Origin of the sequence: Pseudomonas sp. CM25 (assembly GCF_013179705.1) — a bacterium.
Taxonomy (GTDB): domain Bacteria; phylum Pseudomonadota; class Gammaproteobacteria; order Pseudomonadales; family Pseudomonadaceae; genus Aquipseudomonas.
In genome coordinates this window covers 1-16,345 of the sequence record NZ_JABMCW010000108.1, presented here as the reverse complement: position 1 = coordinate 16,345, position 16,345 = coordinate 1, and the positions used below count along the sequence as shown (strand labels likewise).

Genomic DNA, 16,345 nt, shown 5'->3' with positions numbered 1-16,345 from the left:
AATCGCCGGCAAGCCAGCTCCCACACCGACCGCACCGGCTTCAAGCCATGTGCAGTACCTGTGGGCAGGGCTCCCCTTCCAATCGCCGGCAAGCCAGCTCCCACACCGACCGCGCCGGCTTCAAGCCATGTGTAGTACCTGTGGGCAGGGCTTCCCTTCCAATCGCTGGCAAGCCAGCTCCCACACCGACCGCGCCGGCTTCAAGCCATGTGTAGTACCTGTGGGCAGGGCTTCCCTTCCAATCGCTGGCAAGCCAGCTCCCACACCGACCGCGCCGGCTTCAAGCCATGTGTAGTACCTGTGGGCAGGGCTTCCCTTCCAATCGCTGGCAAGCCAGCTCCCACAGGGACTGCACATGGCTTGAAGCCGGCGCGGTCGGTGTGGGAGCTGGCTTGCCGGCGATGGGCCGCAGCGCGGCCCCGGCTCCTTCAGCCTTTGCGGATCGTTCGGCTCAACTGCCCATCCACCCCCACCGGCACCTCACCCGCCAATGTCACCCGGCGCACCACCCGCGGCTGGGTGCCGTAATCGTCCACCGCATAATGCTGCGTTGCACGGTTATCCCAGATCGCCACATCCCCCGCCTGCCAGCGCCAGCGCACGGTGTTTTCCAGCCGCGTCACATGCCCCTGCAACACCGCAAACAAGTGCTGCGAATCGGCCAGCGAATAGCCTTTGATGCGCTTCACGAAATGCCCCAGCTGCAGCGCCCGTTCGCCACTGATCGGGTGCACACGTACCACCGGGTGCTCGGTCTCATACACGGTGGAGGTGAACACCTTGCGGTAACGCTCCAGCTTGGTCGGGTCCACGTCAGGCTTGAGGCTGGCGTAGTCGTACTCGTTGCTGTGCACCGCCCACAGCTTGTCGGCCAGCTCGCGCAGCGGCTCGGGCAGCTCCTGATAAGCTGCCGCAGTGTTGGCCCAGACGGTGTCGCCACCAGCGGCCGGCGCTACCACGCTGCGCAGGATGGAGGCCTTGGGGTAGGCATCGACGAAGGTCACGTCGGTGTGCCAGGAGTTGGCCCGCTGGCCTTCGGCGCCATCGAGCTGCAGCAGGTAGCTGGTGCCATCCACCACCGGCACGGTGGGGTGGGCGACGGGCTCGCCGAGCAGCTTGGCGAAGGCTTCCTGGCTGTGGTCATCCAGGTGGGTCTGGCCACGGAAGAAAATCACCTTGTGCGTCACCAGCGCGGCCTGGATGGCATCGAGGGTGGCGGCATCAAGGTCGGCAGACAACTGCACCCCGCGGATCTCGGCGCCGATACGGCCGGCAACCGGGTGAATGTCCAGGGCGAGGGTTTGTGGCACGGTGGCCAGGGCGGCATTACTCATGGTGGTGGTCCTTGCGGTCATTGTCGGGTTGTTCGAGTCAGCGGGCGGCCTGCACGGCCTGTTGGTGTTGCAGGGCGGCGTCGAGGAAACGCGGTTCGATCCAGTCCGCCACCTGGAAGCCACGGCGGATCAGGCGTTCCTTGGCAGCCAGGTCCACACCCTGCTGCAGCTGGCCGACAAATGCGGCGTCCAGGCGTGGATCGAAGTAGTGGGCAAGGTCTTCCCTGGCCAGGTCATCGCTGAGGATGCTGCGCGGCCAGTTGGCATTGCTGGCCACCAGGTCGAGGTAGGCCTCGCGGTTGTGTTCATCGCGTAGCCAGGCGCTGGCCTGCTCCTGGGCGTTGACCAGGCGCTGCACCAGATCGGGGTACTTGCGGATGAAGTCGCCAGTGCCCAGCAGCACGGCCTGGGTACTGCCAGCGCCTTCCAGGTCACGCGAGTTCACCGGCAGCTCCACCAGCCCGCGCTCACGCAGCGACAGCAGGCTGGACAAGCCCCAGGTCGCGTCGACTTGCCTGGCGGCCAGCGCTGCGTTAGCGGCGTTGAAGTCGAGGTTGATCACCTTCAGCTCACGCTCGCTCAGCCCCTGGCTGGCCAGGGCGCTGGCAAACGACAGCTGGTTGGCCGTGCCGCGGAAAACCGCAACGCGCTTGCCCTTCAGGTCATGCAGGGTCTTGATGCCGGAGCCGGGCACCACGCCCAGGTAGCTCTTCACCCCACGCACCCCCGCCGACAGCACCCGGGTGTCCAGGCCATTGGCCTTGCCGACGATTGCGGCCAGGTCGCCGAGGTAGGCGAAGTCGGCCTGGCCGTTGGCCAATGCCTCGTTGACCACCGGCCCGGCACCTTTGAAGAAATGCCAGTCGATGCGGATGCCGTCCTTGGCGAACGCCTTCTCAAGCAGTTGTTGGTCACGCAGCACATCCACCACACCGCCAGCGCTGGGCTTGCTGCCAGCACTGAGGTCGGGCACGGCAATGCGAATGCTCTCTGGCTTGCTCGGCTCCGCCGCTTGGACGCTAAGGGTGAAGGCCAGGCCAAGGGCGGTTATCAGGTGGCGCAACGGGTTTTTCATGGCAAGGCTCCTGGTCAGGCTGCCACCGGCGATGGCCGGCGCTATGGCCAGAAGCTAGGCAAGTCTGGTTAGAACCTACAAAGATCAAAAGCTCATTTTTTAGTAACTGGAAGGCATAAATCAGGCGCTATGCGGGCCTGGACGAAGCTTGCGGAATACGCATGGAAAATATGAGGAAAACGCAACGGGTGAAGGCTTCCGTATGCAGAGGGGGCGTGCTCTTATCTCTTGAATATCGCTTGTCGGATTTTTTAATTCCATAAACGAATAAACTCACAACGCTTCGAGAGATGGCCCATGAATGGAGTTCTCAGCAGGAATCGGCGGTGGCTTCGGGGGACGCTGCGCGGCCCTATCACGACGCAAGGCCGCTCCTACAGGGTCGGTGTGCGTTTGCTGCCGTGGGTTTTGCCTATAGGGATTGCGTTGTTGTGGGCGGTGGCCAGCCGTCAGCACTGGATGAGCGAGCAGATCCTGCCGGCACCAGCGCTGGTATGGCAGAGCGCGGTCGAATTTGGCTCCGGGGAGCTGTGGGGGCACCTGTGGATAAGTCTGCAAAGGTTGTTCTGGGGGCTGGCGGTCGGCATCGGCGGCGGGTTGCTGCTGGGCGTCTGGCTTGGCGCTTCGCGACGGGCGCAGACGCTGGTGCTGCCAACCTTCGTGGCACTGGCACAGATTCCTACCTTGGCCTGGATCCCGCTGTTCATGCTGTTCTTCGGCATCGGCGAGCTGCTCAAGCTGGTGGTACTGGTAAAGGCGGTGGTGGTGCCGGTCACCTTGCACACGCTGGTAGGCGTGCGCGATGCCCAGCCCAAGCTGCGTGAGGCGGCGGCTGCCCTGGGCCTGCCGCGCCACCTGGTGCTGCTGCGGCTATTGCTGCCGGCCGCCCTGCCCGCTTTCCTTACCGGCGTGCGCCTGGCCCTGGCCACTGGCTGGACGTCGCTGCTGGCGGTCGAGCTGCTGGCCTCCAGCGAGGGCATCGGCTACCTGATGGTGTGGGGGCGGCAGCTGTTCATGCTTGACCTGGTGCTGCTGTGCATCCTGGTGATCGGGCTGGTCGGGGCGGTGCTCGAGCGCGGTTTTTCTGTCGTTGAAAAGCGCCTGTTGTTCTGGCCACAAGCAGCTACCGGCGAACAACAGCGCGGGCCGCTGCCACGCGGCTGGCAAAGCCTGTTGCTGCCACTGGCGCTGCTGGCGGTGTGGCAGGCCAGCAGCAGTTCAGGTTGGGTCGACTCGAACATCCTGGCCTCGCCGCTTGATGTGTTGCGCACCCTGCTGGTCGGCCTGGCCGATGGTTCATTGCCAGAGGCGTTGCTGCTAAGCCTGCAGCGCACCCTGACCGGCCTGGCGCTGGGCGGCGGCGCCGGGCTGCTGGCCGGTTTGCTGCTCGGCCTGTCGCAGCCTGCCGAACGCTTCTTCGGGCCAAGCCTGTCGGCCTTGCGCCAGGTGGCACTGTTCGCCTGGGTGCCGCTGCTCACCGCCTGGTTCGGCCTGGGCGAGGGCGCCAAGCATGTGTTCGTCGGCCTGGCGGCGTTCTTCCCCTTGCTGATTGCCACCCAGCGCGGTATCGCCAGCCTTTCGCCTCAACTGGGCGAAGCCGCCAGCACCTTGCGCCTGAACTTGTGGCAACGCCTGCGCCTGCTGGTGCTGCCCGGCGCGGCCCCGGCGATATTCGCCGGCCTGCGCCTGTCGCTGATCTACGCCTGGCTGGGCACCATCGGCGCCGAATACTTCATGCCCTCGGACGGTGGCATCGCCAGCCTGATGATCGGCGCCCAGCAACTGTTCCGCATGGACCAGGTAATGGCCGCCATGCTGCTGATCGGCCTGGTCGGCGCCCTGCTCGGCACCCTTGGACAACGCCTCGAATCGCGCGCCACGCGCTGGAGAACCGCATGAACGCCTTCAATACTTCGCATCTGCACGCGGCCAATCAGCCCGACACCACTCCGCCGCTGGTCAGCTTCGAGGGGGTTGGCAAAGTGTTCAGCGTCGACGGCCAACCGCTCGAGGCGATCCGCAACTTCAACCTGTCGATCAACCAAGGCGAATTCATCGCCATCGTCGGCGCTTCCGGTTGTGGCAAGTCCACCTTGCTGCGCCTGCTGGTGGGGCTGGATACCGACTACAGCGGCAGCATCCGCGTCGACGGCCGTGCGGTAAGTGGCATTGGTGGCGAACGCGGCATCGTCTTCCAGGAGCATCGCCTGTTCCCCTGGCTGAGCGTTGAGCAGAACATTGCCCTGGGCCTGGCCAACCAGTCCCTCACTCAGGGCGAGCGCGCCCGGCGGGTGCACGAGTTCGTGCAACTGGTGGGGCTGGCGGGCTTCGAGTCGGCCTACCCGCACCAGTTGTCCGGCGGCATGGCCCAGCGCGTGGCGATCGCCCGCGGCCTTGTGGCCAGCCCGCGCATCCTGCTGCTCGACGAGCCGTTTGGCGCGCTGGATGCGCTGACCCGCCAGCAACTGCAGGATGAACTGCTGGCCATTCGCGACCGGGCTGGCATCACCACGCTGCTGGTCACCCACGACGCCGAAGAAGCCACCTACCTGGCCGACCGGGTGGTGGTGCTGGAGCCACGCCCTGGGCGGATCAAGGCGGTGGTGGAAGTCGACCTGCCGCACCCACGCTTGCGCACCGGCGTTGCCCTGCATGGCCTGCGCGAAAAAGTGCTGCACCAGATTACCGGCGACGGCGGCTACCTTCCGCAGCCGGCGCGTCGGGTGGAAGGCCTGCGGCCGGAGCTGATCGCCCTTTGACTTGCAACGGGTAAAAACAGCTACGGATCAAGGCGATGGACGCCACCGATACAGATGGGTATCATGCGTGCGCGTTGCACTCGTAGCTCAGCTGGATAGAGTACTGCCCTCCGAAGGCAGGGGTCGTGGGTTCGAATCCCGCCGAGTGCGCCATATCAAAAAAGCCCTGGGAGATCTCCCGGGGCTTTTTCGTTTATTCCGGCTGTACGTCTATCACTTGGCCGCCGCGCCGGTCGCCGTGCAGGGCCATGTACCTGGCCAACTGATCCATACGCTTGCCCAGCGCCTGCAGCAGCCGGTCGCGGGTGCCGTTGACTTCGTTGGCGTTGAAGATACCGGGCTCTTTCAGGTAAAGCTGGAATTGCTGGTTGATCCCCTTGGGCGACAAGGTCACGTAGTTCTGCCCGGCATTGTGGTTGTACAGCGCCACCATCTGGCCCATGTCCTGGTTGGCGTTGCGCAGAAACGCCATGCTCACGTGCTGCCCTGGGCGAATGCGGACATCGTTGTTGTTCAGCTGGAAGCACGCCTCGGTGCCGTTTTCCAGGCGCACCCAGAACTCATGCTCCTGAACGTTGCGGGCGCTGACCTGCAGGGTGGATGAACTGCCAGCGATGGTCCCGGTACCCTTCCAGAGGGTGCCGCCGCCTGCCTGGTGCGAGTGATAGGCATCCATGTGCGTCTGGTTGCGCTTCTCGCTTTCGAGCACTTCGCCATTGCGCACGAAGAACATCAGCTGCCGCTCGAAGTGGTTGAATGGCTCTTCGATGAAGTTGACGTCTTCCGGCGTGAGGGTGACGTCGTACATGGTGCGGATCATTTCTGCGCGCGCGGCTTTGTCTTGCCTGGCCTGCTCCTGCAGCTTGGCACGGCGCTGCCGCGCATCGTCGATGGCCTTCAAGGCCTGGGCCTTGAGCACCGGGGTTTTCTCTTGTGCGTAGCCCGCGGCCTTGTCACTGGCTTCCTTGATGATGGGCGCGGCTTTCTGCCCTGCCTCCACCGCCAGGTCGCGGGCCTTCTCCAACGCCTGGGCGGCCTTGGCGGCCAGCTCCGGGTTGGCATCATAGGCCTTCTTCTTCAGGTCATCCCAAAGGCTCATGCTCTTCGTGCTCCATTCGTCGATGATGAGGTGCCGATGCCGGTGATCGGATCGCGGAGTGTAACCGGATAATTCTTGCTTTGACGCCAAAATGCAGCCATATGAATTGACGAAAAAAGCACTTTGCCATTAGTGTTGCTCGGTTTTTCGGTATTGATTAAGGGATACCGAATGGATTCGGCTAATAGACTAGGTAGGTCTACAAGGATGCGCGGAGTATTACTACGCAGCGGCAGAAGTGAGCACTTCACCGCATTGGGCGAGACCGGCCAGCCCGTCTATCGCGCGGCTTTGCAGATTCGCGAAGCGATTCGCCGCAAGTATCCGGACCATCCGGAGCTGATCGAGCACCTGGCCATTCCCCAGAGCGACGAGCTGGGCAACACCATCGACTGGTACAGCGACCGCCCGGGCGATGTGATCCCCTGGAGCAGTGCCACCGAGGAAGAGCGCGCGCCAGCACGGGTGCAGCTTGAAATGCTGCAGAGCAAGATCAACGCACTCAGCAACACCTTGCTCGGCCTGGACGCCAATGGCCAACCCTCGGCAACGGCCAGAAAGGCTGCCGAGGGCGACAATGCCGTGTTCGGCAAGCTGCTCACCTGTGTGGTGCCGTTCCCTGACGAGAATTTTGTCTACCTGGTCGACGGCCGGCCGGTACTGACCTTCTGGGGCTTTATCCATGCCGGCGCCGAGCGCAGCCGGCAGCCCCTGCATTGCCTGTATCCACGCACAGCCCCCATCCCCGAGCCTGTCGCCGCGCCGCTGGCGCCGCCCGTTGCACCGGTCGCACCGGCAGCAGCGGCACTACCAGCCGCTGCCGTCGCTCGCCTGCCGTGGTGGCGCAACTGGCGCTGGCTGCTGCCGTTCCTGCTGTTGTTGGCGCTACTGCTCCTGCTGCTGTTCGGGCTGCGCGGTTGCATCCCGGGGGTCAATCTACCGGGCATTGGCATACCGGACCTTGGCCGCGATACCGCTGTCGGCAACAGCGACCTCTCCAGGGCGCCAAGCGGTGCGTCGAACCTTGTCGACGTGCCGAACGGCCAGGCCGGTGTGCCTGTGGCAGGTGAGCTGACGCCTGAAGGTGGCGCTACCGCCCTGCCGACGGATCAGCCCGAAGCCGGCAATGGCACGCCACCAGGTGGCAACGAAACGCCCGCCCAGGATGTTGCTGCTCAAACCCCAGCAGAAGGCACGCCGGAACCAGCGGCTGAGCAACAGCCAGCGCCGGAGCCGACGGCCGACACGCCACCACCCGGCGCTCCCGAAGATTCGCCGCCCGGGCACACGCCACCCGCCCCGCCGCAGCTCCCCGAAGAGCAAGGGCAAGCCAGCACTCAACCAGCACTGCCAGACCAGCTGAGCATTCCCCCGGATGCAGCCGACGGCAACGCGGACTTCCTCAATGGCAACTGGGCCGGGGCCGGTATTCAGGAGGCCGGTACCGGCAAGCCGCTGCGCCTGAAATACGACTTCCAGAATGGCAAGGGCCAGGCCACGGTCAGCCGCTCGGACGGCGTGCGTTGCCAGGCGCCCGTGTCGGCGGCCATGCAGGGCGGCCAGTTGTCGATCAACAGTGCAGGGCAGGCTGCCTGTGCTGACGGCAGCGGCTACGACCTGCCCCAAGTCGATTGCAAACCCAACGCCACTGGCGCGGCCGACTGCAACGCCAACTACGGCGCCGAAGGCTTCCCGATGCAAATGAAAAAAGCCGGCTAATCACACGAGAAACGCAGAAGATGCTGCCCGAAATCACCCAGTTCGAAGAAACGGTCACGCTGGTCAGCGATACCGGAATTCAATTCATGGATTTCGCCCTGCGTCTCGGCCCGGATGGCGAGCAGACCGGCAAATTCGTCCAGCTCAACAACGGCATGGTGCCGACGCGCCTGCTGTGGTCCAAGGAATACAAGGACTTCTACGAGCCCGAGCCGGACAAAGTGGTGCAGGTCGAGTTCGACACCAGCGAAGAGAGCCACTTCCGCCTGCCGATGGAAGACAGCCTCAAATTGCTGAACGGGGTGTGGTTGCCCATCCCGTTCCTGCGTTTCACGCCGCCCTATCGCTTTGACGAGGGCCCGAACAACTGGGCGCGCATGCGCCTGGTCAAGCTCGCCGAGCCCGATGTGGACGGCAATACCCACCGCCTTACCCTGGGCTTCGACAGCCGCACCATGGCGCAGGTTGCCGGTGCACCGTACCTGGCCCCCAACGAAGACGACGTGCGCTCCGGCGTGGCGTTCAAGCTGGCGTGCAGTGCCCGTGAATATGGCTGGTTCCTGACCCACACCTGGATCCGCGACTGGCTCACCGAGGTGTACACCGAGGCCCGTTCGGAATGGACGCGCGAGCGCCTGGACCGTGACCTGCAGGGTAACCGCCACCTGGGCCACTACCTGAACCTGCTAAGCCTGTTGCGCCGCCCGGTGCCGGCCGAGCAGAGCAGCGAAAAACCAAAGGTCGAGATCCCGGAACTCAAGGTGATTGCCAACGCGGCCAATGGCATCGTCAAGCCGATCCCGGTGGACCTGGTGCTGGACGTGGGCAACTCGCGCACCTGCGGCATCCTTATCGAGGACCATGGCCAGGCGGGTTCGGGCATGCGTCACAACTACGTGCTGGCCCTGCGCGACCTCAGCGAGCCGGAAAAGGTCTACAACCAGGCCTTCGAGAGCCGCGTCGAGTTCACCCACGCCGCCTTCGGCAAGGACCACCTGTCGATCAAGAGCGGCCGGCACAACGCCTTCCAGTGGCCGACCATCGCCCGGGTTGGCGGCGAAGCCGGCCGCCTGGCCAGCCGCAACCGCGGCACCGAGGGCTCGACCGGCCTTTCCAGCCCGAAACGCTATCTGTGGGATGAGAAGGCCTACGGCCACGGCTGGCGCTTCAACACCGCCTACGTGAAGACCGACAAGGAGCCGATGGCGGTTGCTGCGCCATTCGCCAACCTGATCAACGACCGTGGCCAGCCGCTGTACCTCAAGCCCTTCGACATGCCGGTATTCAGCCCGCGTTATTCGCGCAGCAGCCTGATGACCTTCATGCTGGCCGAGGTGGTAACCCAGGCGCTGAGCCAGATCAACAGCCCGGCCCAGCGCTCGCGCCAGGGCCATGCGCGGGTACCGCGCCAGCTCAACAGCATCACCCTGACCGTGCCACCGGGCATGCCCCAGGCCGAACGCAGCCTGCTCAGCAACCGCCTGTACGAAGCCATCGGCCTGGTCTGGAAGAGCCTGGGCTGGCATCAGGACGAGAGCAACCCGTTCAAGGGCAAGGACGTCAACACCCGCACACCGTTCCCCAGCGTGCGCGTGGAGTGGGACGAAGCCAGCTGCGGCCAGCTGGTCTACCTGTACAACGAGGTCAACGAGAACTTTGCCGGCCACCCGGAAGAATTCTTCGTCGCCCTGGCGCGCCCCGACAAACAGGAACACGAACAGATCACCCTGGCCACCATTGATATCGGCGGCGGTACCACCGACCTGGTAATCACCGATTACCGGCTGGACCGGGGCGCAGGTGGCGGTGCCGGGGCCAACGTGCACATCGTGCCGACCCAGCGTTTCCGCGATGGCTTCAAGATTGCCGGCGATGACATCCTGCTGGACATGATCCAGGAGTTCATCCTGCCGTCCTTCGCCGCTGCCCTGCGCACGGCCGGCGTACCGGCCCCCGATGCACTGATGTCGCGCCTGTGTGGCAATGGCGACGCCACCGCCCAGGAGCGCCTGCTGCGCCAGCAACTGAACCTGCAAGTGTTCGTGCCACTGGGCCTGGCCCTGCTCAAGGCCTATGAACAGTTCGACCCGGCGCAGCCGCAGGTTGCGCAGGAGCAGACCTGGCAACAGGTACTGGGCGAGGCCACGGTCAGCGACAGCGTGCTGGCCTTCGTCAACGCCGCCGTGCGCCGCGAGGTCGGCCGCGATGGTGCCCTCGACCTGCTGCAGACGCCCATCAGCTTCGACCTCGAGCAGGTCCACGCCGCCTTCATGGGTGGCCAGATCAACATCACCAAAGTGCTCGGCGAACTGTGCGAGGTGGTGTTCAACTACCCCTGCGACATGCTTCTGCTGACCGGCCGCCCTTCGCGCCTGCCCGGCATCCAGGCGTTCATCCGCCAGCGCCTGCCGCTGCCGCCGGGGCGCATCCTGCCGATGCAGAACTACCGCACCGGTGGCTGGTACCCGTTCCACCGCAATGGCCTGATCGACGACCCGAAAAGCACCGCCTCGGTGGGCGCGATGATCTGCCTGCTGTGTTCCAAGCACAGCGTGCCGAACTTCTACTTCCGCACGGCCGCGCTCAAGCCCTACTCGGTGATCAAGCACTTCGGCCAGATCGACAACGCCGGCACCATCAAGCGCGCCGACGTGCTCTACCACGACCTCAAGTCCGACAAGGGGCTGATCGAGCTGCCGATCGTCGGCGAGGGTGAGGAGCGCGGCACGCCCTGGCTGGAAATGCGCGGCGACATGCACCTGGGCTACCGCCAGCTGGCCGCCGAGCGGTGGTCGGCCTCACCGCTGTACACCCTGCGCTTCACCCCCTCGGGCAGCGCGGCGTTTTCCCGCGCGGCGGGCAAGAACGGCGAAGCCCCGGTACTGCGCATTCGCCTGGAGATCGAGCAGTTCGATCAGGAAGAACGCGAGCAGGGGCTGATCAGCGACAAGCTGGTCATCCAGAAGCTGGAATCGAACATCCAGGATGCCGACTTCGACTTCGACCGGGATCTTGAACTCTCACTCAACACCATGCCGACCATGAGTTTGAGTGACAGCGACTATTGGCTCGACAGCGGGAACGTCAAAGGAAAATGAGCGACCTTACGCCAAAGCAACAGCAGTTGATGGGTGCCTGGGGCGCCATTCACAAAGGCGCCGGCGAGGCCCTGGAATGGATCGAGCAGGTGCGTGGCAACGCCGCCAGCGTCGAGGCCGAGGCCGATGGCCTTGGCCTGCGCCTGAGGCGCGCGCGCAACCGGGCGAAGAACCTCCAGCGCAGCGCCAGCAGCCCAATGGCCGTAGGTTTTTTTGGCCTCTCGCAGGCGGGTAAGTCGTACCTGATTTCGGCGTTGGCATCCGATGCCAATGGCAAGCTGGAGAGCAATTTCGGTGGCCAGGTTCTGGACTTCATCCAGCATGTAAACCCGCCAGGCGGTGGCGGCGAGGCCACTGGCCTGGTCACGCGGTTCAGCCACAAATCCACGCCAAGCCAGGACGCCGGCTATCCCGTCGAGCTGAAGCTGTTCAGCGAAATCGAAGTCGCGAAAATCCTCTGCAATGCGTGGTTCGAGGACTTCGACCATGAACGGATGGATTACAGCTTTACCGAGCAACGGATCCAGGCCGCGCTCAATGACTTCGAAGGCCAGGAAAAAAACCAGGCGCAAGTCGGGGTAAGCAGCGATGACGTGGTCGCGCTGTGGGACTACCTGAGAAGCAACTATGAGAAGTCCACCCGCCTTCTGGATGAACACTACTGGCCACGCGCAGTAAAGCTGGCGCCACGCCTTGCCCCCCGCGAGCGGGCAAAGTTGTTCTCGGTGCTGTGGGGTGGGCAGGCGCCCATTACCGACCTTTACAGTGTGTTGGCAGGGGCGCTGCAGCGGTTGGGCCATGCACAAACGGTTTATGCACCCGTCAGCGTGTTCAAGCAGGATACCGACAGCGTTACGGCGTCGCCCTGCAACATCATGAGCGTGGATGTGCTCAGCCGCCTGGACACTGGGCGTGATCAGCAACTTCAGGTCCGGCCCAGCCTGGATGGCAAGCTGCAGGCCAGCGTCGGCATCAGCATCGCCCAGTTGGCCACGCTGGCAGTCGAGGTGAACTTCAGCCTGCTGAACAGGCCGACGGCCTCGGTTGCGCAGGACGTCGACATTCTCGACTTCCCCGGCTACCGCACGCGCAACAAATACCTGTCGGTTGACGAAGCGGCAGTAAAAGAGTCCACCGATGAGGTTTATCCGTACTGGAACCTGATCCTGCGCGGCAAGGTTGCCTACCTCTTCGAGCGCTACAGCGAAGCTCAGGAAATGAATGCCCTGGTGGTGTGCACCAGCACCATGAAGCAGAGCGACGTGATCAGCGTCGCCCCGGTACTGACCCGCTGGATCCACAATACCCAGGGCGCCACGCCGAAAGAGCGGGGCCAACGCGCGCCAGGGCTGATCTGGGCCCTTACCATGTGCGACGGGTGGATCAACAGCACCCTCGGCAAGGAAGACACGCACCTGATCCAAGCCGCCGAGCGGCTGATGAAAATCACCATCGTCGAGCGCTTCGGCAGCCAGGAATGGATGAAGGAGTGGTCGGTCGGCAAGCCATTCGACAATACCTACATGGTGCGCAAGCCACGCCTGAAAGAAACCGCGTTCATCGAACGTGACGCGCAGGGCCAGGAGCACCGGTTGATCGAGAGCTACGCCGGGGATATTCAACGGCTCAGGCAATACGTGGTCGACTTCCCCACTGCCAACCGCCATGTGGCGGATACCGGTGCCGCGTTCGATGCCATGATGACGCTGAACGATGGCGGTATCAGCCGTTTCAGCACCAGCTTCGCGTCGATCAATGACCTGGACTTCAAGCTGGCGCGTATCGAAGAGCAGCTGGAACAGTGCCGTGTCGACCTGCTTGAACACGGGCTGAACACCTGGCGCGAAGAAGACTTCGAACAGCTGCTGAACAAGAAACGTGAAAAAACCCAGTACCTGCTCGACAACCTGGGTGCCGACCCGGACGCGATCAGCGAGCTGATCCATGCCTTGCAGGTACCTGTCGAGCAGCTGCGCGAGCTTTACCTGGGCGGTGTGTACGACATCGACGGCATTGACGGCGAGGCCTCCGACGAGCCGGAACAGGCTGCCAAGGCCCCGGCCAACAAAGCCCCGGCCATCAGCTTCGGCAACCTGTTCGCCAACAACCCGTCCGCAGCACCGGCACCGGCGCCCAAGCCCCTGGCCAAGCGCCTGACCTCGGAGCAGCGCTTTGTTCGCGCGGCGCTGAAGGCGTGGATCAAGCACATGCGCGACCTGGGCACGCAACCCGCGCGCCTGGCCAACCTGCGCCTTAGCCGTGAAGTGGTCGAAGCCCTGGTCGAAGAGCTGGTCAGCGCGGTACGCCGGCCGCTGTTCATCGAGCAGCTGGACGCCGCCGTCATGCGCCGGGTGCTCAACGGCATGCGCCGCGACCAGATGGTCCAGCGCCAGGTACTGACCGTGCAGCTGGCCATGCGCGACTTCCTGTCCTGGTTCGGTCTGCTGGAAAAGCCTGCCGGTGAGCGCCCCAACAGCCTGCTGGGCTCGCGCGAACCGGTGTTCGACTTCTACCACAGCGTGCCCCAGGGCGAGCTGCCGGTGCTGCCGGAGCAGCCACCGCACCATGAACAACGCTTCCTGGTCGACTGGCTGTCGGGCCTGGCCTGGCTGACCCAGGAAAACGCCAAAAGTGGCGCCGACCCGGAAATCACCACCGAGCAGCGCCGCCAGTTGGCGGTGTTGCTGAACACCTTTCAAGCGAGTTGATTGCAATGGGTATCAGAGTTGATGTGCTGCCACTGGAAGTGAACACGCCAGGCCAGGGCCTGCTGCGGATCACCGGCTGGGAGGGCGCCAGTGAAGGGCTGCAATGCTCCCTGCAGAGCAGCCAGTCCCACGAGTACCTGCATGAAGGCGGGCACTGGGGCAACGTCGCCCACTGGTTCCGCCTGGACAACCTGGGCGCCGTTGCGGGCGCGCCGGCAATCGAGACGCGAATTGGCCCCAACCTGATCAACCCGTTGCTGCAAGCCAGCGGCACCGCCACCTTCCGCATCGAAGTCAGCAACCCGCAGACCGGGCGCAGCGACATGGGCATGGTGCGTATCAACAGCGCCATCATTGCCTCCGTCGAGTCGGGGCCGGCACTGGAGCAGTCGGCGCCACCGGCGCCGTTGCCAAGTGCATCGGTGGTTATCGAGCCACCTGCGGTCGCTACGCCGGAGCCGGAGCCTGCCCCGGCAGTGGTTGCGGAGCCCGCGCCCCGGCCGGCACCGGTAACGCCGCCGCCCACGCCTGCCAAAAAGGCCAACACCTGGCTGCTGCCACTGCTGATTCTGATCCTGCTGGCGCTTGCCGCTGGAGGCGGCTGGTGGTGGTTCAACCGCAGCCCAGCCGCAGCACCTGCACCTGAGCCGACGGCAGACCAGCCAGCGCCACAGCCCGACGCAGGCAAACCCTGCTCGCTGGAAAGCATGCAAGGCCAGACTTCCCTGGCGTTCCTGCAGACGTGCATCCAGAGCCAACCGGACAGTGCGGCACTGCTGGCAGTGATCAACCAGGCCAAGGCCAACGACCACTGCGACGTCGCCCAGCGCCTGTATGCCAACCGCGCCAACGCCGGTGACATCCAGATCGCCACGGCCTACGCCCACGAATACGACCCCAAGTACCACCAGCCAAGCAACTGCTTCAAGGCACCGGAAAGCGCCACCGCAGCGTCCTGGTACGAGACCATTCTCAGCTTCGATGAAAACAACGCCGAAGCCAAACAGCGCTACGAGGAGCTCAAGCCATGAAGATGCGTAGCGTTGGCGCCGCATTGCTGGCCTTGTCCCTCAGCCCTGCCCTGCAGGCCGCCGACAAGCCCTTGTTGCAGGACGGCAAGAAAACCCTGTTCCAGCGCGTGCTGACTACCCCTGGGTGCAAGCTGAGCGATGCCGCTGGCGCCGCCTCTGGCGCCGCGCAACCTACCTTCAGCCGCTTCTACGTGTACGAGCGTGCCCAGGCCGACGCCCATGAATGGCTGCGGGTCGGGCCCGACACCCAGGGCAAGAGCATCGGCTGGCTGCCTGCCGACTGCACCGTCGACTGGAAAATGCAGCTGACCCTGGCCTTCACCAACCCGGCCAACCGCGACCGGCTGATGTTCTTCAAGGAGCGCAACCAGCTCGAAGGCATCCTCAATGCCCCCGACCCGGTCAGCCACGTGGCACCGCTGCGCGCCAAGCTCAAGCATGGCGCCGAGGCAGCCGGGGTGCTGGCCGAAGAGCCCGAGTACTTCGTCGACCTGCAGAAGAACTTCTACCTGCTGCCAGTGCTCAGCGGCGAAGAGGTGATGACCGAAGAAGGCTTCCGCACCCGCATCCTCAACGTGGCCTCGGTCAGCAAAGCCGACAGCGCCGCAGCGGCAACCCCAGCGCCGAGCCAGGCCGCCGCCAACCAACAGCTGAAAGCGTTCAGTGCCGCTGTGGTGTTCGTGATCGATTCGACCATCTCGATGGACCCGTATATCGACCGTACCCGTGAAGCGATCAAGCGCGTCTACACGCAGATCGAAAAGGAAAATCTGGGCAAGCAGGTCAAGTTCGGCTTGGTCGCCTACCGTTCCAGCACCAAGGCGGTGCCGGGCCTGGAATACGTCAGCAAGATGTACGCCGACCCCAACACCGTGAAGGACGGTGCCGACTTCATGGCCAAGGTCGCAGACCTCAAGCAGGCCAAGGTGTCCAGCAGCGAGTTCAACGAAGATGCCTTCGCCGGTGTGATGTCGGCCGTGGACCAGATCGACTGGAGCGCATTCGGCGCGCGCTATGTGGTACTGATCACCGATGCCGGTGCCATCGACGGTGGCGACAAACTGTCGAGTACCGGCCTTGGCGCCGAACAGGTCAAGATCGAAGCCAGCAACCCGGGTGTTGCCCTGTACACGCTGCACCTGAAAACCCCGAGCGGCTCGAAGAACCACAGCAGCGCCGAGGCGCAGTACCGTACCCTGTCCAACTACCCGGGCACCAATACCTCCCTGTACTACCCGGTCAATGCCGGCGATGTCGAGGCCTTCGGCCGCAAGGTCGATGGCCTGGCCGCCGCCATCACCCAGCAGGTGCGGGCTGCCTACATGGGCGAGGACGCCATCGGCAGCGCGACCAATGCCAAGGCCGACCCCACCGAGAAAAAAATGCTCGAGGATGCGGCGCTGATAGGCCACGCCATGCAGCTGGCCTACCTTGGCAAGGCCAACGGCACCCAGGTGCCACCCGTGTTCCAGGCCTGGATCAGCGACCGTGACCTGATCAAGCAGAACGTGCCCACCACCGA

10 protein-coding genes and 1 tRNA gene are annotated in these 16,345 nt (G+C 64.3%); 8 read left to right on the top strand and 3 right to left on the bottom strand.

All coding sequences use genetic code 11. The annotated features are described in order from the left end of the window. Positions 1-428 precede the first annotated feature (428 nt). Together HP546_RS13775 and HP546_RS13770 are read right to left on the bottom strand one after the other, a co-directional pair. Positions 429-1,334 carry a TauD/TfdA family dioxygenase gene (locus HP546_RS13775; protein WP_172225944.1) on the bottom strand — a complete coding sequence of 302 codons (906 nt, stop codon included), beginning with the start codon at positions 1,332-1,334 and terminating at the stop codon, positions 429-431. Between the two features lie 37 nt (positions 1,335-1,371). Then, positions 1,372-2,409: an ABC transporter substrate-binding protein gene (locus HP546_RS13770; RefSeq protein ID WP_172225941.1), complete on the bottom strand. Its 1,038-nt coding sequence runs from the start codon at positions 2,407-2,409 to the stop codon at positions 1,372-1,374. Positions 2,410-2,706: 297 nt separating this feature from the next. Between HP546_RS13770 and HP546_RS13765 the strand changes: the two genes are divergently transcribed. The 3 genes from HP546_RS13765 (at position 2,707) to HP546_RS13755 (ending at position 5,321) form a co-directional block, all read left to right on the top strand. Then, positions 2,707-4,308, top strand: a complete 1,602-nt coding sequence (locus HP546_RS13765) for an ABC transporter permease (RefSeq protein WP_256678480.1) — start codon at positions 2,707-2,709, stop codon at positions 4,306-4,308. Then, positions 4,305-5,168, top strand: coding sequence for an ABC transporter ATP-binding protein (locus HP546_RS13760; RefSeq protein ID WP_172225938.1), 864 nt, complete (start codon positions 4,305-4,307; stop codon positions 5,166-5,168). The genes HP546_RS13765 and HP546_RS13760 overlap by 4 nt, the downstream gene beginning before the upstream one ends. Before the next feature lie 76 nt (positions 5,169-5,244). After that, positions 5,245-5,321, top strand: a tRNA-Arg gene (locus HP546_RS13755). A gap of 40 nt (positions 5,322-5,361) precedes the next feature. On the opposite strand, the gene HP546_RS13750 is transcribed toward HP546_RS13755, so the two are convergent. Beyond that, positions 5,362-6,267 (bottom strand): hypothetical protein, encoded by a 906-nt coding sequence (locus tag HP546_RS13750; RefSeq protein WP_172225935.1) that lies wholly within the window; start codon positions 6,265-6,267, stop codon positions 5,362-5,364. A 207-nt stretch (positions 6,268-6,474) separates the two neighbouring features. Between HP546_RS13750 and HP546_RS13745 the strand changes: the two genes are divergently transcribed. The 5 genes from HP546_RS13745 to HP546_RS13725 all read left to right on the top strand — a co-directional run. Beyond that, positions 6,475-7,986: an SrfA family protein gene (locus HP546_RS13745; RefSeq protein WP_172225932.1), complete on the top strand. Its 1,512-nt coding sequence runs from the start codon at positions 6,475-6,477 to the stop codon at positions 7,984-7,986. 20 nt (positions 7,987-8,006) lie between these two features. Then, positions 8,007-11,084, top strand: a complete 3,078-nt coding sequence (locus tag HP546_RS13740; protein WP_172225929.1) for a virulence factor SrfB — start codon at positions 8,007-8,009, stop codon at positions 11,082-11,084. Continuing rightward, positions 11,081-13,792, top strand: a complete 2,712-nt coding sequence (locus HP546_RS13735; RefSeq protein WP_172225926.1) for a virulence factor SrfC family protein — start codon at positions 11,081-11,083, stop codon at positions 13,790-13,792. Before HP546_RS13740 ends, HP546_RS13735 begins: the two co-directional genes overlap by 4 nt. A gap of 5 nt (positions 13,793-13,797) precedes the next feature. Continuing rightward, a complete protein-coding gene (locus HP546_RS13730) occupies positions 13,798-14,823 on the top strand; it encodes a hypothetical protein (RefSeq protein WP_172225923.1) in 1,026 nt (341 codons plus the stop codon). After that, positions 14,820-16,345: vWA domain-containing protein (locus HP546_RS13725; protein ID WP_172225920.1), on the top strand; the 1,526-nt coding region annotated here is incomplete at its 3' end. The genes HP546_RS13730 and HP546_RS13725, both read left to right, overlap by 4 nt.